Here is a 22,391-nt window from a genome sequence, read left to right as displayed (position 1 = left end):
CGCGTGCGCACGTGCGGGCGGGACATGGGATGGGAAAGCTGCACCTCGCGCCTGCACAATGGCCCCCCGCGTCAGAATAGATGTCGCCCAGATAGAATCTGAACCTTGGGGGCGATAAGAGATGGAAGTGGCTCGATACGGACAAGTGTTTAAGGACCGTGCAGTAGCGCGGTTGTTGCCGCCGGAGAGTGTGGCGGTGGAAGTGGTTTCAAGGGAACTGGGTGTGGCAGTGGCCACGTTGGAGCGGTGGCGTGCGGATGCGCTGTCCATGCCCGCTCGCGAGCGGGCATGGACAGCGCCTGCCCGGCTGGAGGCTGTAATCGCCACGGCGGCCATGGACGAGACTGCGCGCAGTGCTTGGTGTCGCGAGCACGGTGTGTACCCCCAACAGCTTGAACAGTGGCGCCAAGCCGCCACGCAGGCGCTGGCTGAACCGGAGGAGGTGCGCGCCAGTCCGAAGCAGACCCAGCATGATCGCCGCCGCATCAAGGAGCTCGAACGCGAGTTGCGGCGCAAGGAGAAGGCGTTGGCCGAGACTGCTGCATTGCTGGTACTTTCAAAAAAAGTCGCGGCGATCTTCAACAAGGGCGAGGACGAATGATCGGCCTCGAAGATCGCCAGACTCTGGCCCGCGACATCGAAGTGGCGCACGCTGCTGGGGCAAGGCTGCACGCGGCCTGCGAGACCGCTGGCATCAGCGCGCGCACGCTGCAGCGTTGGACGGACGGCCAAGGTCTCATATCGGGTGACGGCAGGCCCCAGGCGGTGCGGCCAATGCCCGCTCATGCCCTCACCGAGGCTGAGCGCGAGCAGATCCTGCGCGTGGCCAACGAGCCGCGCTTCGCCGATATGCCGCCGGCGCGCATCGTGCCCATGCTGGCCGACGAAGGCGTGTACCTGGCCAGCGAATCGAGCTTTGGCCGCGTGCTGCGCGCGCATGGCCAGAGCCGGCATCGAGGCCGCGCCAAGGCGCCCCGTCAAAGCCGCCCGCCCACCACGCACGTGGCTACCGCACCGCGCCAGCTATGGTGCTGGGACATGACGTACCTGCCTGCCGAGATCACCGGGCGCTGGTTTTATCTGTACCTGATCCTGGACGTGTATAGCCGCAAGATCGTGGGCTTCGAAGTCCACGACCGCGACGACGCCGACCACGCGGCGCATCTGGTCAAGCGCACGGCGCTGGCCGAGGGCATCCACGCCATGGCGGCCAAGCCGGTGCTGCACGGGGACAACGGCGCCACACTCAAGGCCACCACGGTGCTGGCGATGTTGCACTGGTTGGGTGTCAAGCCCTCGTATTCGCGTCCACGCGTGAGCGACGATAACGCCTTTGTGGAGAGCCTGTTTCGCACGGCCAAGTACCGGCCGGAGTTCCCGTCCAGCGGCTTCGCCGATCTGAGCAAGGCGCGCGCCTGGGCGGCGCACTTCGTGCACTGGTACAACCACGAGCATCGGCACAGCGGCATCCGCTACGTGAGCCCGGCACAGCGCCACGCCGGGCACGACGATAGGATTCTCGCCGCTCGTCATGTGCTCTATGCCGAGGCCCGCGAGCGCAACCCACGTCGCTGGTCACGCCACACGCGAAACTGGACGCCAATCGGCACGGTCACGCTCAACCCGGAGCGCGAGATTGCCGTGCCCAGCGGTATCAAGCCAGGCGCCAAAAAACAGCGTTTGGCTGCATGAATGAGGCGACATCTGCCTTGACGCGCGCCGATGGGGCCAAGGTGCAAGATGGACAAAGGTGAAGATGGCCAAGGCATGCGCACCCCTGAATGGCACCGGCGCGCGTCTCATCGAAGAGCACTGCCGGCGACCTTCCCCCGGGCACTGAAGCGCGCCGGCTTGGCGCGAAATGTGACGCTATGGTGGTACTTATCAAAAAAAGTATAGATGACCCGGTATAGGTTCGCCAAAGGAAGCAGGCACTGCCCGATAGCGCGAGAAATGGCGTCGTATTCTCCTGACCTGCCGGCAGACGGTCCTCCCCATCAATGCAAAGTCACGCTCCGGGCACATGGCTCGTCCTGGCGCCACACCACATGTGCTTGCAGTATTGGATGCAGGGTGAGACCTGCTCCGTTCCCACATGGGCTTCCGCCCAACGGAGAAGCTTTGCACCTCCACGGCAGCCGCCGCAGGACCTATCCTTGAACCATGAGCCTGGCCTGACAGGATGCAGGGTGAGACCTGCTCCGTTCCCACATGGGCTTCCGCCCAACGGAGAAGCTTTGCACCTCCACGGCAGCCGCCGCAGGACCTATCCTTGAACCATGAGCCTGGCCTGACAGGAGGAACTGGCGATGACGACGATCTGGACTATTACCGCCGATAGCAGTCGCGCCCGGATTTTCCAGGCCCATGGAACGGGAAACGACTTCCATGAGATACAGGCTTTTATCAATCCGCTCGGCCGCGCCAGGGACGGCGAGTTGCGCCAGGATGCCCAGGGACGCTACGCTGGCAAGGGCGAGCCGGGCCATTCCGTGCCACCCCGCACCGACCCCATCGAGAGGGAGCACGATGCGTTCGCGAGGATGTTAGGGCAATTTCTCGAACAGGCCGGCCAGGAGCATCGCTACGACAAGCTTCGTCTGGCCGCGGCGCCGAAGTTTCTCGGCAAGCTGCGCGAGCACTTGGGCAAGGCAGCCCAGAAGGCGGTATTCGAAGAATTCGATGAGAATATCTCGAAGCTGAAACCCCTCGAAATTCAGCGCCGCCTGAACAAGAGTTGAGGCAGATGTACTGATTGTCAGGTGCGGACGGCGAGACTTCCGGGCTTCGTCCCGTTGCATGGCGCCGGGGGTATCCTGGAGCGCCGTCCCATGCACCTTATTGGTGGGCGGCGCCGCCGCTGGATCAATCCGCAAGTGCGCCTCGTCATTGAAGTGCCACCCTGTAAAAGGGGGGCGCGCATTCCAGCTGTCTCGCTATCTTTTCCAGCGAGTTGGCGGGCGCCCGCCATGGCGGCAGTGAGCCCGGCCAGCACGGCTGCGAGACCCGGTCCGTCACTCCCGTCTGACGAAGCACATACCCCCTCATCTAACACTCGGCGGACACGCCATGTCGCTTCTGAATCTCGGATAGTGAACGGATAGTGAACTGCCAGCCATGACCGGATTTTTCTACCGATCGTCAAATTGCGCACTATATTTGACTTGCACTATCGCGCTGAGCATTCCTCGCCACTGACGAACTGAGGTTGCCGTTCGTTGCAGGCCGCGCTACGCGCCAAATCGGTATCGGCACGCGAACATAACCCAAACAGGGTATGACGCTGTGCGGGATGCCATCTGCTCCGAAGTTGTGCCGTTCGCACGATGGAGGCAAGACATGGCTGCAACTGAAGCAATGGCTCCAAAGTTTGGACTCAACCAGTTCTTCTCGGCTTGGGACGCACGTATCGACCGCTGGCGCACCCTCAACCGTATCACGCGAAACTTGGCCGCCCGGCCGGCGCAAAACGGGGACGATTTGCGCCAGCAAGCCATTGCAGTGTTGGAAGAGTTACATCCAATCGAAGAGTTGAACGCATATCCCGGACCGCACTTGATTGCACAGGTGCAAGAGCGCCTGGTAAACGGGGACCGGGTTGGCCTGGAACGCAGATACCCCTGGGTTCCCAATCATGGTCCCTGGGCAAGTTATCACGCCGGAAGCCATTGCCTTCATGCGCAAGCTGGATGTCAAGGAGATTCACGGATACAACGCGGCGCGTGGCCTTGAGTTGCTCAAGCCCGAAGCCTTGGAAGCTCTCCGGCGAAAAACAGGATGATCTGTTTCCTGTGTGCACCATCAGGATTCATCAGGAATCATTGCGATGGACTACTGCGGAAGCGGAGGCGTCCGTTTTGACCTACCCATAGCTCATGGAGGTGGCTATGTCCTGGTTTGTGACAACACTCAAAGCGTATCCGGAAATCGCGATATTTCTCGCGCTGGGAATCGGATACTGGATTGGCGGGAAAAGCTACAAGGGCTTCAGCCTGGGCGCTGTAACGTCGACGCTGCTCGTGGCAATCGTCATCGGGATCCTGGGCGTGAAAATCTCCGCCAATGTGAAGTCTGTCTTCTTTCTCATGTTCTTGTTCGCGGTGGGCTATGGCGTGGGTCCGCAGTTCGTACGCGGCATCGCCAAGGACGGCGTGCCACAAGCCATCTTTGCCTTGGTCATGTGTGTACTGTGTCTGGCATCGTCAGTCGGAGCTGCAATGATGGCCGGGTATGACCTGGGTTCGGCTGCCGGACTCCTCGCGGGATCGCAAACGATCTCCGCGTCCATGGGATTGGCCACCGACGCGATCAACCGGCTCGGCTTGCCGCCGGATGAAGCGAAACAAATGCTTGACGGCATGCCAATCGCGTACGCGGTTACGTATATCTTCGGCACTGTGGGTTCGGCGATCATCCTGGCGCAGATCGGCCCGAAGCTGCTGGGTATCGACCTGGTAGCCGCTTGCAAGGATTACGAGAAGGAACTAGGTGCGGGAGAACCGGGCGAGGCCGGCACGGAGTGGCATGAATTCGAACTACGCGCCTACTCACTGGCGCCAAACAGCCCATATATCGGCAAGTCCGTTGGCGAACTGGAATCCGGCACGCAAGAAGGAGTCAGAGCCTTCGTTGAACGCATTCGTCGTGGCGGCAAGATCATGGAGGTGGACCTTGGCACCACGCTGGAACCGGGCGACATTGTTGCGATTGGCGGGAAGCGCCACCAGTTGATCGAGCGCCTCGGTCCGAGCGGCAGGGAAGTCGAAGACGCGGAGTTGCTCAATATCCAGACCGAGGGTGTTGATATTTACGTCACCAACAAGGAGGTGGACGGCCATACCCTGCAGGAATTGGCCCGCTGGCCGGGCGCGCGCGGGGTGTTCCTCAAGAGGATCAAGCGCGGGCCAACCGAAACAGTGATCCCGGTCTTGCCCAAGACGAAACTCTACCGCGCCGACGTCGTCACAGTGGTTGGGCGTACACAGGACATCAACGCGACCGCGAAGCAGCTTGGCTACATCGATCGGCCTACGTCGGTGACGGACGTGGCCACCATGTCGCTTGCAATCACTGTTGGTGCGCTGATCGGCGCAATCGTTTTGAAGGTGGGCGGTGTTCCCTTGACCATTTCCACGGCCGGTGGCGCGCTGATTGCCGGCATTATCTTCGGATGGTACCGGGCAATCCACCCGACCTTCGGTCGCATACCGGAGCCTACGGTCTGGTTCATGAACTCGGTTGGACTCAATGTCTTCATCGCCGTAGTCGGAATCTCCGCAGGCCCTGGATTTGTCGCTGGCTTGCAGAAGCTTGGGATCAGTCTTTTCCTCTGGGGCATCTTTGCGACGACGGTGCCGCTCATTATTGGAATGCTGATCGCCAAGTATGTCTTCCACTTTCATCCCGCTATTTTGCTGGGGGTATGCGCCGGCGCGCGGACCACCACAGCTGCGCTGGGCATGGTCTGCGAAGCAGCGAAGAGCCAGGTTCCGGGTCTTGGCTACACCGTTACCTATGCCGTGGGGAACACGTTCCTGACGATCTGGGGCATGGTCGTTATCATGATTCTCTCTTGAACTAGTGGAGCGCAGTTTGATCTCGATAGGCTTCCGCCCCAGCCGCTTGGGAGGGGACTCATGCAGATGTCTCACTCAGTCAAGGGGAGTGACCATGAGTCCATGTGGTAAGCGGCTGGCTCAAGCCTTACGTGCGTGGTTCCTCGTTGGGATGCTGCTCGCATCAGGTGCTCTGAATGCCCAGGAGCAGGCCGCGCCCGCCTTTAAGCCAGAAGAGCTTGAGGCATTGGTCGCGCCAATCGCACTCTACCCCGACTCGGTGCTGTCCCAAGTGCTGATGGCTTCCACGTATCCCCTGGAGATCGTGTACGCCGCTCGCTGGGTCAAGGCCCATCCGAACCTCAAGGGCGATGACGCGGTCCAGGCTGTCGCGAACGAATCGTGGGACGTCAGCGTAAAGTCGCTGGTCGCCTTTCCTCAGGTCCTTGAGCCTATGTATGACAAGCTCGACTGGACGCAGCGGCTTGGCGACGCCGTTCTCGCGCAAGAAAAAGAAGTACTGGCGGCAGTGCAACGCCTGCGCTCGCGGGCCCAGAAATCCGGCAACCTGCAGTCGAATGAGCAGCAACGGGTGATCGTGGAGCAGGCAACAACGGCCGAGGCGGTGTCGCCCACCATCGTTCGCATCGAGCCGGCGAACCCACAGGTCATCTATGTCCCCGCCTATGACCCCACCATTGTCTATGGCGGATGGGGTTATCCGGCCTACCCGCCCTACTACTGGCCACCTTACCCCGCGTACTATCCCGGTGGCGCCCTCCTCAGCGGGTTCGCGTGGGGCCTTGGCTTTGCCGCCGCAGGTGCAATCTTTGGCAACTGTAACTGGGGCGGTGGCAACATCAATATCGACATCAACCGTGGCGCCCACATCGACCACCACTTCGATCGCAACAAGGCCCAGGGCGGACGCTGGCAGCACGATGCAAGCCATCGCAAGGGTGTTGCCTACCGCGACAATGCGTCTCGCGAGAAGTTCGGCCGCAACGTGGCCGGAGCGGACAGGCGCGGGGACTTCCGTGGTCGCGAGGGGGCCACCGGCGGGCGGACCAGCGTTGCCGACCGGGCCGGAGCGGGCAACCGGGCCGGGGACAGGGCTGGCACTGGCGATCGTACCGGAGCTTCAAACAGGCCTGGCACGTCCGACCGCGCCAGGGATGCCGACCGGTACAACGCTGGCTTCGGCGGCCGCGACAACTCCTTCCAGGGTGTCGGCGGCGGCAATGCCGCGCAACGCGACGTCAACCGGGGACAGTCCAGCATGCAGTCTTCCGGATTCAACCGTTCGAGCGGCGGTGGCGCAGGAGGCTACGGAGGTGGCGGCCGTGGCGGCGGGGGCGGATTTGGCGGTGGCGGACGCGGCGGCGGCGGCCGGCGCTAAGGAGAGACGAGCATGAACTCACCTCGGCTATGTCGTCAAGGCCGGCTCTTCATCACGGTTTTCTCCGTGGTCAGTGCGCTGCTGTTGGGGCTCGGGGCGGTACCTGCCGCACACGCAAACAAGGTATTTGCGTCGCCCGAAGCAGCGATGAGGGAATTTGGCGACGCGGTACTCAATGATGACGAGGCGGCAATGAAGAGCCTTCTGGGCGCCAATTTTCGTGAGCTCATACCGCCCGTGGGTGCCGAAGTCCGATACCAGTTTCTGGCGGCCTGGGGGATTGCCCATGCGCTCCAGCCGGCCGACCACCGCGCGTACATCGCCGTGGGCAACGACGGTTGGACCTTGCCCATCCCTCTCGTGAAGTCGGCTCACGGCTGGCAGTTCGACACGCGCGCCGGGGCAGAGGAAATGCGTGTACGACGCGTCGGGAGGAACGAGCTGGCCGTGATCCAGACGATGCTGGCCATCCATGACGCGCAGAACGAATACGCCCTGACCGCCCACGACGGCAGCGCCGTGCTCGCCTATGCGGCCAAACTGTCGAGTTCCCCCGGAAAGCGGGACGGACTGTACTGGCCAACCCGCGCAGATGAGCCAGCGAGCCCGCTCGGCCCGGGTTTCATGGGAGCCGGCACGCGCAATGCCGGAAAGGATGGCTACTATGGCTATCACTACAAGCTCCTCACATCGCAAGGCCCGCACGCGCCGGGCGGCGCATTCGACTACGTAATCAACGGCAAGCTCTTCGGCGGATTCGCCGTCATCGCCTGGCCCGTCCGCTACCAGGACACTGGAGTGATGAGCTTCATGGTGAGCCACGAGGGCCAGGTCTATGAACGCGACCTGGGTGCCGACGGCGCCGCCAAGGCGTCAGCAACGAACACTTTTGACCCCGGCCCCGGCTGGAGAAAGGTCTCACCATGAGGAACCTGCTTGCTACCCTGACATTTGGCGTCATCCTGGCCGTCTCGGGTTGTACCTACTATGGCTATCCGGCCGGCACCGTACCCGCGAGCTATGACCGTTCGTTCTCCGCGGCTGCGGGCGCCATGCGCGATCAGGGCGTGGCGATCAACGTTCAGGACCCGGCAAGCGGCACGGTCGCGGGCCAGCGCGACGGCAGCACCGTGACCGCCAGCGTGCGGCAGCAAGCCGACGGCAGCGTGCGCGTGCAGTTCAACACCAGTGACTCGCGCGATCCCGGCCTGCTCGATCGTATCTCGCAAAGCTACGACCGCCGGATGGGACGCTGATCGCAACAGGATCATGATTCTGAAGTTCACGCCATTGACTAGAATGGATTCCGTGATGCGTTGATTGACTATTTTTCTCCGCTATGCACCTTTTTTTGGGGGAATGCGCCATGAGTAAGCCAGATTCGTCGAAGTTGGAAAATCTCTCGCCGTTTGAACTCAAGGATGAGTTGATCAAGCTGGCCGGGAGCGTCACGAACCGCTTGATGCTTAACGCCGGACGCGGCAATCCCAACTTCCTTGCAACCGTGCCACGCCATGGCTTTTGGCAGCTTGGCTTGTTTGCCATGACCGAATCCGAACGGTCCTTTTCTTACCTTGCGGAAGGCGTCGGGGGTTTTCCCCGCAGGCCTGGCATCGAGGAGCGCTTCGATCTCTTCGCGCGTTATCACCGCGACACCCCGGGGGTCAGGTTCCTGGCAGGCGTCGTCTCTTTCGTGCGAGACCAGCTCGGCCATGATGGGGGCGATTTTCTCTATGAGATGTGCGAAGGCATCCTGGCTTGCAACTATCCGGTACCGGATCGCATGCTCAGGCTTAGCGAAAAGATCGTCAAGCAATACATCCGAAAGGAAATGATCGGCACGCATCCTTTTTTGGGCGATTTTGACTTGTACGCGGTCGAGGGCGGCACCGCGGCGATGACTTATCTGTTCAATTCGATGAAGGTCAACGGGCTGCTCAAGGCCGGTGACACGATCGCACTGGGCGTGCCCATCTTTACACCCTATATCGAGATTCCGGAACTGAAGGAGTATGACCTCGCCGAACTGAAGATCGAAGCGGATCCGACTGCTGGCTGGCAATACCCTGACAAGGAGCTCGACAAGCTGCGCGACCCGAAGGTCAAGGCCTTTTTCCTTGTGAATCCGAGCAATCCACCCTCGGTGCGAATGAGCGACGAGGGCCTCAACTATCTCGCTTCCATCGTCAAAGAGCGTCCGGACCTGATCATCCTGACCGACGACGTGTATGGCACCTTTGCCGACAACTTTGTGTCGCTATTTGCCATGTGCCCGAAGAACACCATCCTGGTGTACTCGTTCTCCAAGTACTTTGGCGCAACCGGCTGGCGGCTAGGCGTGATCGCGACCCATAAGTCGAATCTGTTCGATGAAATGCTCTCGAACTTGCCAAAAGCTGCACGCCAAGACCTGCACCATCGCTACGCATCAATTACTACCGAACCGGACAAGTTGCCGTTCATCGATCGCATCGTGGCGGACAGCCGCACGGTGGCACTCAATCACACGGCGGGCCTTTCCACCCCGCAGCAGGTGCAGATGGTGCTGTTCTCTCTGTTTTCCCTGATGGATTCGACTGAGAGCTACAAGAACGCCATGAAGCGGTTGATCCGAAGCCGCAAGGCGGCGTTGTATCGCGGCATGGGTGCGGCCCCCGAACCGGTGGATCCGAACGTGGTCGACTATTACACCCTGCTCGATGTCGAACAGCAAAGCAAGGACGTCGGGCCGGATTTTGTCAAATGGCTCCTTGATTCGATTCAGCCCCACGAGTTGCTGTTCCGCCTGGCCGAGGAGGCGGGCGTTGTGCTGCTGCCTGGCAAGGGATTCGGTACGCGCCACCCGTCGGGACGGGTTTCGCTGGCCAACCTCAACGAAGAGGACTATGTGAAGATCGGCCGCTGTGTGCGCAAGCTGCGCGACGAGTATCTCGAGCGCTATCGGAAGTCGGGAGGGGAACAGCACAAGGGCAAAAAGAAGTAGAGCCTGAAGCCAGGTCGCGTTTGCAAGCTACCTCCGCGCGAAGAGTCTGAACCTTGCCATGGCACCCGCCCGGCCAGCCCGGGCGGGTGCCGGTGCAGGTAACACGGCCTCGCCCTGCTCCATCCTGACTGCCCCCTTCGGCCTTTGCGGCTGTACGGAATGGAATAAATCCTGGCCGCCACGCGTTTACTCAGACAGACCATAGCTCTTTGGCCAAGGAGAAAGCGTGCGCGATTTGCTACTCCGGTTCCGGGCCACCCGTGGGCACGCCATTGCCGAACTTATGCTCGCCACATTCGCATCGCTGGCGGGCGCCGCCATTCAGGCCCAGCCAGCCGAGGCGGACGGGTGGCCCGATCGGTACGTGCTGGTGCCGCAACACTCTAGCGTCACGCTCGACGTCGACGCCTTCTCGCACGCAAAGATCAGGATGCGCTTTCACCGAATGAATGCGCAGCTTGAAGGAACGCAGGCCGGTCTTGACTCCGGCCGGGTCACGGTGACGATCGATGTCGCCAGCGTCGAGACGCGCCCGCGCATCCTGTCTCCGCTCATCCGGGGCAGCGGCATGCTCGATGTGGCCCGCTATCCGGAGATCCGCTTTGTCAGTACCCGCTTTGTGCGAACCGGGGAAGGCAGCGGGTGCCTTATTGGCAACCTCACGGTCCGCGGCATCACGCGCCCGATCAGCCTTCTCGTAACACCAGCCGGCCCCATCGGAGATCCACCACGCGATGGCACGCTTGCCTTCTCCGCGGTCGGAGAAGTCAGCCGGCGGGAATTCGACCTGGCAGGATGGTTCCCCACCGTGGACGACGCCGTGCGCATGAATATACAGGTGGAATTCGTACATGGGCCCTGAAGCACCTGGCATTACCGGGGGCTTCCTCGCCGACGCGGCACAGGAGAACATCATGGCGGCTAGCATCTTTGCTGCACGGCTTGCCGCATTCCTTCTTGCGGCTTGCGGCGGTGCCGGGGACGAGACGGGCAGCATCGGGGCTGGCGCAGGGTCCGGAATGTAGCGGATGGACTATGCTTGGATTGAACCGGCCGAAAGAAACCTTACCTTCTGCAGTGGAGGATGGTGATGCAATATCGCTTCGCCCAGTGGCTCGCCGGCACCGCGGTTGCGCTGTCGGCCTGTGCGTCCCTGCAACCTGTGCAGACTGCGCAGCAGATGATCGGCAGCCCGGAAAGCTCCGTTCGCGTGACCTTTGGCGCGCCCACAGAGACCTATGCGCTCGCCGACGGTACCACCCGCTGGATCTATTCGCACCAGCCCATGGGATTTGAAGTCTACGCCGCGGATTTTGACGCGAACGCAAAGCTCGTCAGCTTCCGCCAGATGTTGACCGAGAAGGAGATCTACGAGGCAAAGCCGGGCGTCTGGACCAAGCGCGACGTGGCTGAGCGCTTCGGCCTGCCGCGGGAGCCTGTCCAGTACTACCCGCTCATGAAGCGCGAGGCATGGTCGTACCGGCTCTATGCGAACGGCTACCTGCCTGCCCACTTCAGTATCTACTTTGACGACCAGGGTGTACTGGATCGCACGATGATCATCGTTGATCCGCTTGGAGGCGACCGGATGCGCAAGTGATGCCGCTCAGCGAGCCGCGTCCTCCCAGTCCACCCAGTCCACCGGATAAGTCGCGAGATATTTTCTGACTGCCTCACCGAGTGTTGGAAAGAACGCCGTTTCGCCGAACCGGGCGAAAAGCCCGAATCGTTTCAGCTTGTCCTTGACGGGATCCTTCATCTCGGCCACGCAGAACTTGATGCCAGCCGCGTGCAAGGTTTCGTCCAACTCGGCAAGCATGTCAGCGGAGGTCACGTCCACGCTGGTGACCGGCTCCGCCGAAACGACCATCCAGCGCACCGGCGTGGGCGATGCAGCGATCGCATCCAGCACCCGGTCATGGAACAACTCCGCATTGGCAAAAAACAAGGGCGCATCCCAACGAAACAGGACCAGGCCGGGGATGAGCCGGGCGTCGGGATAGCGCTTGATGTCATGGTAGCCCTTGACGCCCTCGGCGCGCCCCAGAACTGCGGAGTACGGGCGCCAGCCATCCCAGAGAAATTCGATGACGGCAATCACGATGGCCAGGCCGATGCCTTGAATCGCGCCCAGCACAACCACACCGGCCGTACAGACGATCGATAGCCAGAACTCCCAGCGCTGGATGCGATAGATTCGCCGCAGGTCGGTGACCTCGATCAGCCCGATGGCCGATGCGATCACGACCGCGGCGAGTGCGCTGGTGGGCAAATGCCGCAGCAGATCCGGCGCCACCAGCAGCAGTAAGGAAACAGCCAGCGCACCGACTACGCCGGACAGTTGGGTTCTGGCACCTGCGGCCTCGGCCACGGGAGTACGTGACGAACTGCTGCTGATGGGGAAGCCCTGAAAAAATCCCGCAACCAGATTGGCGAGGCCGAGCCCGACCATCTCCTGGTTCGGGTCGACATAGGTGCGGGTCCGCGCCGCATAGACACGAGAGAGCACGCTGGTGTCCGCGAACGAGACAAGGGCAACGGCAAAGCCGCCGATCAGAACGGGGACGATATCGGCGGTGGTGATCCAGGGGATGGCGAGCGCTGGCAGGCCTTGTGGCAGCGGACCGAGGACCGACACCCCGCCGCGCGCTGCGAGGTCCATCATGCCGACGGCGATGGTTGCTCCAACCACCGCGATCAGGATACCCGGCAAGCGCTTGTTGCCCTTGAGCAGCAGGATCACCGCCAGGGTGGATGCGCCGACCGTGAACGTAGTCCAGTTGGTCTTTCCATCAATCACCGCTGTGGCGATAGCCCATAGATTTCTCAGCGGTCCATCGCCTTGGATGGAAAAACCGAAAAGCTTGGGCAATTGGCTGATCAATACCGTCAGCGCGATCCCGTTCATGTACCCATAGCGAATCGGCTTGGAAAGAAGCTCGGTGATGAAGCCCAGGCGGGCTATGCCGGCCAGGATACACATCGTCCCCGACACGACCGCCATCATGCCCGCAAGGGCGACCGCGCGATTCGCGTCGCCCCCGGACAGTGGCAGGATGACAGCCAGGATGACGGCGGCCAGCGACGAATCCGGCCCCAACACCAGAATACGGCTGGGCCCGAACAACGCGTAGACGAACAGCGGAACGATAGTCGCGTAGAGGCCATGGATACCGGGCAAACCCGACGCCACCGCATAGGCGATGCCGACGGGTACCAGCATCGTGGTCAGCACAAGCCCGGCCACGATGTCGTGCCGCAGCCACGCCACGTGATATTCGCGGAGGGTGCGCAATCCCGGCAGCCACCAGCCCCAGCCGGTCTGATCGGCGCCCTTAGCCCGGCGCGCAATACCGCCAGGTTCGGGGAGCGGGGACGAAGAATCCGGCTTGCTCATGAGGCCGTGGCCGCTTAATGGACAGCACAGAGAAGGGTCGGGACTTCGCGCCCCAAAATAACGGTGCTTGCCGCCTCCACCGGCCCATCAGATAGGGTTGCTTACCGGGAGGCGCCTCCAAGATGCGACAATTTCGCCGGGCTGGGGAAACCCCGGCCCGCAGTGACTGGCAAGCTGGTGACACGTTGCGCCGGGATAGGCCGTTGCCGCGCGACGCAAGCCCGATAACGGCGGTGACTTCATCATGAATGCTCCGGGCAAGTGGGAACATGACGCGTCAAGATTGATTTCTCGCGCCCGGGAAAGCCGACACTCATGACGCCAAAGACGAATCGCTTCCTGGCGCCGGTCCTCGCTAACGCCCGAACGCAGGAAGGGGCAGCCCTACCGGCCAGCCAGTCATTTCTGCCCGGCTGCGGCGTGCGCGGCAGCGATTGCAGCGTCACGCTCTTTTTTCGCAGCCGCTTTCTGCTCGTCGAAAACCTTTTGCGCTTCGGCGACCTTGCGCTTGTACTCCTTCTTGGCGGCGGCCTCTTCCTGCCGCATCTTCACGATTGCATCATTATGAGTTTGCCCACCCGCACTGGAAGCGGTCTGAGCCCAAACCGGTGAAGCAATGATCGCCATCGCAAACATGACTGATGTGGCCACCTTTAGCATAATCCTCTCCCGTTTCAATTATCTTCATGGCAGCAGCATTGATGGAACGCTTTCGGCTGCCGCGCCACATTGAATCCGCAGACTACGAGCTAGTATTGGTGCCCGGTTCACAAAAGTCAAAGGAACGTCGGGTATGACAATCCCCGATCGCTTCATTGACGTGAGCGAATGCCCCCTGCCCATCGTTGCGTTTCCCGTTCATCGTAGTTCACCGCTATGCCTGCCGTGGCGTCACGCATGTCACCCCACCTTTCGCTATTCAACTCCGACCCGTCTTTGCGAGGCTGCGTCGATGCGAACCGTGCTGCAAGCTCGCGCTTTCCCGCGAGCGCAGGTGCAGGTGCAGGTGCGGAGGCAGGCACAACAGGAATGCCGCGATGGAGTCTGGCCTGAGAGGCGTGGAGTAGTTGAAGTTATTGCAACTGTGCTCTATGGTCAAATGGCGAATCGGGCAGAAAGTGCATCTCAGTTGGTGCTGCATTGGTACGTTGCCATCGGCGACCAATTCCGGCGGTAACTTCGGTGAAAAGGCCTGGCCAGGACCCCGCATACCCCGCACGTAGATGCAAAGGCCTTGCGCTAAATGCGCATATGCCGCGCCGGGCCAATGCGCTTTCGCACGAGAAGCTCTAGTCACCCGTCAAGTGCTTCGATCAGTCGAGAGGAGCGGCCATGATCCCATGTGGTAAGCGACTGGCTCAGACCATATGCGCGTGGTTCCTTATTGGACTGGTGTTCGCATCAGGCACTGTCAATGCCCAGGACCAGGCCGCGCCAACCTTTAAGCCAGAGGAAATCGAGGCGCTGGTCGCGCCAATTGCCCTTTATCCGGATTCCGTGCTGTCGCAGGTCCTGATGGCATCGACCTACCCGCTGGAGATCGTGCAGGCGGCACGCTGGGTCAAGGCCAACCCCAGCGTCAAGGGAGATGCGGCGGTCAAGGCGGTGGGTAACGAGAAGTGGGATGTCAGCGTCAAGTCGCTGGTTGCCTTCCCGCAGATCCTGGAGCCGATGAGTGACAAGCTCGAATGGACGCAGAAGCTGGGCGATGCCTTCCTCGCGCAGGAGAGCGACGTGCTCGCCGCAGTGCAGCGCCTGCGGGGCCGCGCGCAGCAATCGGGCAACCTTAAATCGAACGAGCAGCAGAAGGTGATAACCGAGACCGGGACAGTCTCCGGCCAGCCGGGGCAGACCATCGTCAAGATCGAACCTGCCAACCCGGAAGTCATCTATGTGCCGGCATACAACCCCACGGTAGCGTATGGCGCCTGGGGCTACCCGGCCTACCCCCCCACCTACTGGCCGCCCTATCCGGCCTATTACCCCGGCGCCGCACTGGCCACTGGCTTCGCGTGGGGTATCGGCCTGGCCGCAGCCGGCGCGATTTTCGGCAACTGCAATTGGGGGGGTGGCGACGTCAATATCAACGTCAACAAGGCCACCAACATCGACCGGAATTTCGACCGCTCCAAGACGCAGAACGGGAAGTGGCAGCATGACGCCAGCCACCGCAAGGGCGTCGCCTACCGCGATAACGCCTCGCGCGAGAAGTTCGGCCGCAGTGTGCCGGGCGCCGACGGGCGCAACGATTACCGGGGCCGCGGCGAGGCAGGCGGCCGCCAGGGCTCGGCTGACCGGGGCAACGCCGGTGATCGTGCCGGCGTTTCCGACCGCGCGGGAGATCGCGGAGGGGAACGTGCAGGAGACCGTGCGGGAGACCGTGCCGGGGACCGCGGCGGGCCGTCTGACCGGGCTGGCGCTGCTGGCGATCGAGGTGGCGCGGGCAGCGGCGCAGGGGGCAACCGAAGCCAGGCAGCAGACCGCCAGGGCGGGCGCGACAACGCCTTCCAGGGTGTCGGTGGCGGCGGTGCTACTTCGCAGCGGGATTTCGACCGTGGACGCAGCAGCGCGCAAGCCTCGCCGGCCGGGCGCGGTGGCGGTGGTGGCTACAGCGGCGGCGGACGTGCCGGTGCCGGTGCCGGTGGTGGCGGTGGCTACAGCGGCGGCGGCGGCGGACGTGGCGGTGGCGGTGGCGGTGGTGGCGGCCGCGGCGGCGGCAGGCGCTAGGGAGAATGGCTATGCTAATCACCGCTCGTTTTGCCCGACTCCCGCTTGGCGCGATCGGCATTCGGATTGCCATGGCGCTGTGCCTGGCCACCTGCATCCTGGGCACCGCCCACGCGCAAAAGGCGTTCCCTACGCCAGAAGCAGCCATGACCGCTTTCGGGGCGGCTGTTGCGAACAATGACGAGGCAGCCCTGAAGTCACTGCTGGGCAATGATTTCCGCACGCTGATCCCACCTGCCGACGCGGAAATCCGCAGCCGCTTTCTCACGGCCTGGGAGGCTTCCCACGCCGTACAACCCGTAGATGAAAAACATGCCCGGATCGCCGTCGGCACCGATGGCTGGACGCTCCCGTTGCCCCTTGTGAATTCCGGCGGGGGCTGGCGCTTTGACACCCGCGCCGGTGTGGAGGATATGCGCTTGCGCCGTATCGGGCGCAATGAATTGGCCGTCATGCAGACCATGCTTGCCATTTATGACGCGCAAAACGACTACGCCCAGTCCGACCACGACGGCTCCGGCATGGTTAGCTATGCCGCCAGGCTTGCCAGTTCGCCGGGCAAGCAGGATGGCTTGTACTGGCCGACGCAGGCTGGCGAGCGGCCCAGCCCGCTGGGCGAAGCCTTCGCCACGGCCGGCGCCCGCGCAAAGGAAGCGGGAGGCTATCACGGGTACCACTACAAGCTTCTGACAAAACAGGGCCGACACGCACCGGGCGGCGCATTCGACTATATGGTGCGCGGCAAGCTGTTTGGCGGCTTCGCCGTGATAGCGTGGCCGATCCGATACGGTGATACCGGCGTGAAGACCTTCATGGTGAGTCACGCCGGGCAGCTCTATGAGAGTGATCTCGGGCCCGAAAGCGCCGCCAAGGCTGCCGCGACCACCTCGTTTGATCCCGGTCCAGGCTGGACCAAGGTAGAGCCACAATCGGTCGGGGCGCCGCGCAATGCTGGCCGCTAGCGGCACCCACTCCAATCAAGTCCCGGTGCAGTCCCGGGCTTTACACGGCGATTGCGAGACCAGTCGCCTTACCTGGCGCGTCACGCACCGGATAGCTGGTGCGCCACGAATGCCGACCGTTCCTTGGCCTGATCAGCTATCAACTGTTCTGGCAGCGGGTCGGGGGCGTACCGCCCGATAGCGTGCCAGGCGACCAGGAGCAGGTTTGAATTGCCATTCTCGCCTCATGTCGTCACCGAGTCGTCCGGCCGGACTGGTGCTGATCGGCGCATCGGTCCTCGTAGGCTGTGCGCGCGTGGGGCCGGATTTCCAGGCACAGCACGATCCCTGGACCGAGCACTGGACCACCACGGCTGTCGAACAGGCCAGCCAGCAACGCCCGCAGTCCGATATGCGCGAGTGGTGGAAGGTCTTTTCGGATCCTGTCCTCGAACATCTGATTGCGGCTGCCGATGCCAACGATGCCGGCCTGAAGATTGCCGGCCTGCGCGTGGTGGAAGCCCGCGCCCAGCTGGGCATTGCCCTGGCCGGGCGGTACCCGCAAGTGCAGCAGGCCAGGGCCGATGCCTTGTACGCGCGTAGCAGGAAGACCGGCATTCCTGGTGAAAGCAGCGGCGTCTGGCAATACAGCGCGGGATTCGACATTGGGTGGGAGCTGGATTTCTGGGGACGGTTTGCCCGCGCCATCGAGTCGGCGGACGCAGCCTATTTCGCCGCCGAAGCCAATCATGAAGACGCCCTGGTACTGCTGCACGCGCAGCTCGCGCAAACCTACTTTGACCTTCGCACCGCGGAGGCGCGCCTGCGCATCGCCCGCGAGAATGCCCGGCTGCAAAAGCGCAGTTTCGAAATTACCGAGCGGTTGTTCAAGAGCGGGGAAAGCGATGAGCTCGACCTCCAGCAAGCCAAGACCCAGTACCTGGGCACCCTGAGCAGCATCCCCGATCTGGAAAACCAGATCTTGCGCGCCCGCAATGCGCTGGCGATCCTGATCGGCCGCCCCCCGGGTCCCTTGCCGGAACTGCAGGAACTACTCGAGAAGGAGGGTGTGATCCCGCTGATCGATCACGCGGTGTTGCAGGACGTGCCCGCTAACCTGCTGCTGCGCCGCCCCGATGTCCGTGCAGCCGAACTGCAGGTTGCCGCCCAGTCGGCGCTCATCGGCGTGGCCAAGGCCGATCTCTATCCGTCGGTCACGCTGCTGGGCAGCATCGGGTGGTCAGCCACTTCGCTGCCGGGAACGCCCAGCGGGTGGGTCCTGATCGGTGGCCCCAGCGTGCAGTGGAACCTGTTCGACTACGGCCGCATCACGAACAATGTGCGAGTACAGGATGCACGCCTGCAGCAGCGGATTGTCACCTATCAGGATACCGTGCGCCAGGCGGCGCGCGAGGCCGACGATGCGGCCACCGGGCTGATCAAGGCGCTGGAGCGCGAAACGATCCTGCGCGAAGCGTCGGAAGCAGCGAACCGGTCGCTGACACTGGCCAATGCCCTCTTTCGTGAAGGGTACTCGGAGTTCCAGCGTGTGCTGGATGCCCAGCGCGCGTTGGTCGCCCAGCAGGATGCCTACCTGCTCAACCGCGGCAATGCAGTGAACAATCTCATCGCTCTGTACAAAGCGATGGGCGGCGGCTGGTACACGTCCCTGCCGCTGGTCGACGCGGCCACCCGTCAGCAGATGCAGCAGCGTACCGATTGGGGCGACTTGCTGAACGAGACAGGCCGCCAGCCACTCAACTCCAACCTCCCCGTACCGAGGGTGAGCCCGGATGAATGACACACCGCAACCCCCGGCGTCCCCGCCGCCGGACGCACCGGCGCCTGCTGCCGACCCGAAAAATCGGGGAGTCAGGTGGGTAGTCGGCCTGATCGCGCTGAGCCTGGCCTGGTACCTGCTGGCCGACCGGTACACGCCCTATACACAGCAGGCGAGGGTCCAGGCCTTTGTCGTCCCGGTAGCCTCTGAGGTGTCGGGCCGGGTGGCCCGGGTGCTGGTGCGCAACAACCAGAGCGTCCGGGCCGGAGACGTTTTGTTCGAGATCGATCCCCAACACTATCGCATTGCACTCGACCGTGCCCGCGCCGATCTCGAGTCCATGCGCCGGCAGATTGGCGCAAGCACCGCCGGCATCGCCTCGGCCCAGGCATCCCTGAGTGCCGCCCAGGCCAATGAACTCAAGGCCCGCCAGGACAGCGATCGCCTTGAGCGCCTGTATAGTGAAGACCAGGGAACTGTTTCGCTTCGCCGTCTCGAGGTGGCCCGCGCCACGCACGTCCAGGCCGTCAGCCAGGTTGCCGCAGCCCGTGCCGAGGTACAACGCGCGCGTGAACAGGAGGGGGGAAGTGAAGAAGACAACGCCAAGCTGCGCAGCGCTGCAGCCAATGTGGACAAGGCAGAACTGGACCTGGCCAACTCGCAGGTGCGCGCGCGCACGGCGGGCCTGATCACCGATCTGCGCACCGAAGCCGGCCAGTATGCCGCCGGCGGAAGCCCGGTCATGACGCTGATCGCCATTCACGACGTCTGGGTAAGCGCGGAAATGACCGAGAATAACCTCGGCCGCGTCGAACCCGGCACGTCCGTCGCCATCGTGCTGGACGCCTACCCGGGCAAGGTACTGGACGGCCGTGTCCGCAGTATCGGTTATGGGGTCAGTGTCGGCCAGAGCACGCCGCCCGGCAGCCTGCCGACGATACAGAACAGTCGCGATTGGCTACGCCCGGCCCAGCGCTTCCCCGTGGTCATCGAGTTCGCCCCGGGCGAGCTGGCCAAACTGCATGGCGTGCGCGTGGGCGGGCAGGCCGAAGTCATGGCGTTCCCCACCCAGGGCAATCCGCTCAACCCCCTTGGCCACCTGTTCCTGTTCGTAATGAGTTGGCTGTCCTATGCCTACTAATGGTGATGGCGGCCATGCCCGCTGAGCCCTCTCGCCTTTCCCGCCGTCCGCTGCGCCTGGCATCCGGCGCCGCGCTTTGCCTGGCGACCAGCTTCGGATTAGGCTGGTCCCTCCCGGTGGTGGCGCCGGTACTTGGCCTGTTCGTGATCGCCTCTCTCGACCGCCCCCTGCCGCTCAAGGCCGGGCTGGGCCTGGCGCTGGTCGTAATGCTGGCGACGGGCAGCGGCCTGCTGCTTCTCCCCTTTTTGCGCTATTACGGGTTCAGCGGCGTGCTGCTGACCGGCCTGCTCCTCTTCCTGGCATTCGGCTATGGCCTGCGCGGCGGAAACAATCTGGTCGCCACATTCCTGGCGGCTGGCCTGACCATGATTTCCGCGGCAGGCACCGCTGATTTCGGTCTGGCCGTCACGGTGATCGGCGCCCTCGTCAAAGGACTTCTGCTGGCCGTGCTGGCGCTGGCTCTTGTTCACTGGCTGTTTCCCGAACCCGCAGGCGGGCGGCCTGCGCGGGCCGCCCAGGTACTGCCGCCCAGCGTGGCCGACTGGATGGCGCTACGCGCAGCGCTGGTGGTAATGCCGGCGTTCCTGCTGGCGCTGAGCGATCCGGCCGCCTACCTGCCGATCATCATGAAATCGGTCAGTCTCGGCAGGCAAAGCTGCACGACCGCCCGCGGTGCCGCGCGCGAGTTGCTCGGTTCCACGCTGTTCGGCGGCCTGCTGGCCGTCCTGTTCTGGTCCGCGCTCAGCCTGTTCGTGCACCTGTGGATGTTCTTTCTATGGATGCTGCTCTTCGTCCTGGTGGCAGGACGCAAGCTGTATGCCATCAGCCCGACGCGTTACCCGCCCGGCTTCTGGCTGAACAGCCTGGTAACCATGGTCATCCTGCTGGGCCAGTCGGTCGAGGACAGTGCGGCCGGCAAGGACGTCTTTACCGCTTTCGCCGTACGCATGGGGCTGTTCGTCGGCGTTACCCTGTATGCCTGCCTGATGCTCTGGCTGCTGGACAAACCGGGCCGCATACCATTGCGCGCCCCCTGATGGAGTAAACCATGCTGCACCATGTGCTGGCCGCCGCTCCCGTCATGCTTCTGTGCCTGTTGCTGCAGGGGTGCGTTGTCGCCGTCTGCCTGCGCCGCTACACGCGCTTCCGGCATAGCCACATGGGCCATGAATCACTGTGGACGGATATCATGCTGCTGTCGCTGGTGATGGTGCTGACACTGTTCGCCAATTTCATGCAAATGGCAATCTGGGCGGCGCTGTTCATGATTCTTGGTGAATTCAGCAATTTCGGCACCGCGCTCTATCACTCTGGCGTTAACTTCGCCACATTGGGCTATGGCGACATTGTCATGTCAGAACAGTGGCGCCTGCTCGGCCCGATTGAGGCGGCTAACGGCATCCTGATGTTTGGCGTCTCGACCTCGGTAATGACCGCCGCGGTATCTGATGTGATCAAGTACAACACGTCTCGTCTGGGGCGGGACGAACCGCAGTAGACCCGGCCCGGTTGCTATGGCGATGAGCTTGGCCTATCGAAACGCGCCTCTCGCGGGACCGGGAAGCCGGCCATGTTGGCGCACCGGGGGCGGATGCGCCTGTGCCTGTCTGCCTTTGAAAGGTGCTCCGGCAGGACTACCCTTAGTCTGGTCGCCCCCGGGCGTGCCGGAATCAGGCGGATTAAGCGCGCCAGCGAAATCATCGTTCCACAGGAGAGCGTATGCGTATATCACGGGAATTTATCCTGACCAGCCTGATGGCACTGGGTCTTTCCACGGCTGGGATGGCACAGCCCGTTGCGGGCCAGGGTGCCGAAAATGCCATATCCGAGGCAGTGCAAGGTGGCGCCAGCCCCTATCGTCCTCCATCCGCAGACTCCGCCAGTTCCGAGGATGCCGCGCGCGCAAAGTGCGAGGCTCTGAAGGAGCAATTCAACGCCACCTCGAAGCAGCCGTCCTACCAGTCGCCCGGGCCGGCAACACAGAACGCGCAGGGGCGCACTATTCCCAAGATCGAGCGCGACCAGTCACGCAAGTCATTGCAGGAAACCTACCGCGCCAATTGCACGTAATGAGAGGGCGGCGCGCTTCTGCTTCCGACACTTGATCTGCTGCCCTGGAACCCAACCCGGGCAGGCAACGGAATTTTCCGTGGGCGTCACGCAAGGCCTGATGAGGTACATGTCAGGCGTAAATTTCCAGAAAGTCCTCATGCGCCGCGCCGCCGCTTAGCCCCGCTTTGGCAGCGGTCGCCGATGGACTGGCCCGGCGTGTCGCGCAGTTGCAGACACCCGGTGTCTGTTGTGTTGGTTTTTGCCCGCCAGACCAAAGCCACCGCGCACCGTGCGTTGGCGCCATTTTCCCCGCCTCGAAAAATTTCTTCCCAAGCCCCGCCTACGTTTGCGGGCGATTCGCGATGACATGGCCCGCCTTGGCACACTCCATGCCTTTGTACCTCCCGAGCGCAGAA

At 62.8% G+C, this 22,391-nt stretch carries 18 protein-coding genes; 16 read left to right on the top strand and 2 right to left on the bottom strand.

From position 1 onward, the window contains the following. Positions 1–127 precede the first annotated feature (127 nt). The 9 genes from ACZY0R_RS24850 to ACZY0R_RS24810 all read left to right on the top strand — a co-directional run bounded on the left by ACZY0R_RS24850 (position 128) and on the right by ACZY0R_RS24810 (position 11,537). Positions 128–1,692 (top strand): IS3 family transposase gene (locus ACZY0R_RS24850; protein ID WP_488859618.1). Its coding sequence is split into 2 segments (ribosomal slippage): positions 128–566 and positions 566–1,692, totalling 1,566 coding nucleotides; the frame shifts between segments, so codons are not numbered across the junction. A 617-nt stretch (positions 1,693–2,309) separates the two neighbouring features. After that, positions 2,310–2,741 carry a host attachment protein gene (locus tag ACZY0R_RS24845; RefSeq protein WP_488862068.1) on the top strand — a complete coding sequence of 144 codons (432 nt, stop codon included), beginning with the start codon at positions 2,310–2,312 and terminating at the stop codon, positions 2,739–2,741. Between the two features lie 1,146 nt (positions 2,742–3,887). Beyond that, complete coding sequence (gene aspT, locus ACZY0R_RS24840; RefSeq protein WP_488862066.1) at positions 3,888–5,576, top strand: aspartate-alanine antiporter; 1,689 nt, start codon at positions 3,888–3,890, stop codon at positions 5,574–5,576. A 94-nt stretch (positions 5,577–5,670) separates the two neighbouring features. Further along, complete coding sequence (locus ACZY0R_RS24835; protein WP_488862065.1) at positions 5,671–6,954, top strand: DUF3300 domain-containing protein; 1,284 nt, start codon at positions 5,671–5,673, stop codon at positions 6,952–6,954. A 12-nt stretch (positions 6,955–6,966) separates the two neighbouring features. Then, positions 6,967–7,881, top strand: coding sequence for a DUF2950 domain-containing protein (locus tag ACZY0R_RS24830; protein ID WP_488862063.1), 915 nt, complete (start codon positions 6,967–6,969; stop codon positions 7,879–7,881). Then, positions 7,878–8,210: a hypothetical protein gene (locus ACZY0R_RS24825; RefSeq protein ID WP_045242714.1), complete on the top strand. Its 333-nt coding sequence runs from the start codon at positions 7,878–7,880 to the stop codon at positions 8,208–8,210. Before ACZY0R_RS24830 ends, ACZY0R_RS24825 begins: the two co-directional genes overlap by 4 nt. Before the next feature lie 110 nt (positions 8,211–8,320). Next, positions 8,321–9,937 carry a bifunctional aspartate transaminase/aspartate 4-decarboxylase gene (locus tag ACZY0R_RS24820; protein WP_488862061.1) on the top strand — a complete coding sequence of 539 codons (1,617 nt, stop codon included), beginning with the start codon at positions 8,321–8,323 and terminating at the stop codon, positions 9,935–9,937. Between the two features lie 226 nt (positions 9,938–10,163). Then, a complete protein-coding gene (locus tag ACZY0R_RS24815) occupies positions 10,164–10,799 on the top strand; it encodes a YceI family protein (protein WP_488862059.1) in 636 nt (211 codons plus the stop codon). A 228-nt stretch (positions 10,800–11,027) separates the two neighbouring features. After that, positions 11,028–11,537, top strand: coding sequence for a hypothetical protein (locus ACZY0R_RS24810; protein WP_488862057.1), 510 nt, complete (start codon positions 11,028–11,030; stop codon positions 11,535–11,537). Between the two features lie 6 nt (positions 11,538–11,543). On the opposite strand, the gene ACZY0R_RS24805 is transcribed toward ACZY0R_RS24810, so the two are convergent. Together ACZY0R_RS24805 and ACZY0R_RS24800 are read right to left on the bottom strand one after the other, a co-directional pair. Further along, positions 11,544–13,334 carry a SulP family inorganic anion transporter gene (locus ACZY0R_RS24805; RefSeq protein WP_488862055.1) on the bottom strand — a complete coding sequence of 597 codons (1,791 nt, stop codon included), beginning with the start codon at positions 13,332–13,334 and terminating at the stop codon, positions 11,544–11,546. Between the two features lie 399 nt (positions 13,335–13,733). After that, positions 13,734–13,994, bottom strand: coding sequence for a hypothetical protein (locus tag ACZY0R_RS24800; RefSeq protein ID WP_488862053.1), 261 nt, complete (start codon positions 13,992–13,994; stop codon positions 13,734–13,736). 672 nt (positions 13,995–14,666) lie between these two features. Between ACZY0R_RS24800 and ACZY0R_RS24795 the strand changes: the two genes are divergently transcribed. The 7 genes from ACZY0R_RS24795 to ACZY0R_RS24765 all read left to right on the top strand — a co-directional run bounded on the left by ACZY0R_RS24795 (position 14,667) and on the right by ACZY0R_RS24765 (position 21,993). Beyond that, the gene (locus ACZY0R_RS24795; RefSeq protein ID WP_488862051.1) at positions 14,667–16,061 is read left to right on the top strand and encodes a DUF3300 domain-containing protein; all 1,395 of its coding nucleotides are present in this window, start codon (positions 14,667–14,669) and stop codon (positions 16,059–16,061) included. 71 nt (positions 16,062–16,132) lie between these two features. Further along, entirely contained in the window at positions 16,133–17,023 is an 891-nt protein-coding gene (locus tag ACZY0R_RS24790) for a DUF2950 domain-containing protein (RefSeq protein ID WP_488862049.1), read from the top strand. Between the two features lie 226 nt (positions 17,024–17,249). Further along, positions 17,250–18,803, top strand: a complete 1,554-nt coding sequence (locus tag ACZY0R_RS24785; RefSeq protein ID WP_488862047.1) for a TolC family protein — start codon at positions 17,250–17,252, stop codon at positions 18,801–18,803. Beyond that, positions 18,796–19,923, top strand: a complete 1,128-nt coding sequence (locus ACZY0R_RS24780; RefSeq protein ID WP_488862046.1) for an HlyD family secretion protein — start codon at positions 18,796–18,798, stop codon at positions 19,921–19,923. The genes ACZY0R_RS24785 and ACZY0R_RS24780 overlap by 8 nt, the downstream gene beginning before the upstream one ends. Positions 19,924–19,937: 14 nt before the next feature. Further along, complete coding sequence (locus ACZY0R_RS24775) at positions 19,938–20,960, top strand: DUF2955 domain-containing protein (RefSeq protein WP_488862044.1); 1,023 nt, start codon at positions 19,938–19,940, stop codon at positions 20,958–20,960. An 11-nt stretch (positions 20,961–20,971) separates the two neighbouring features. After that, complete coding sequence (locus tag ACZY0R_RS24770; RefSeq protein ID WP_488862042.1) at positions 20,972–21,421, top strand: potassium channel family protein; 450 nt, start codon at positions 20,972–20,974, stop codon at positions 21,419–21,421. Between the two features lie 221 nt (positions 21,422–21,642). Further along, positions 21,643–21,993, top strand: coding sequence for a hypothetical protein (locus ACZY0R_RS24765; RefSeq protein ID WP_488862040.1), 351 nt, complete (start codon positions 21,643–21,645; stop codon positions 21,991–21,993). Positions 21,994–22,391: the final 398 nt, after the last annotated feature.

This window comes from Cupriavidus sp. F041 (assembly GCF_057814235.1).
Note: the sequence above shows the minus strand (reverse complement) of the source record. Positions and strands in the feature narration are given on the sequence as shown.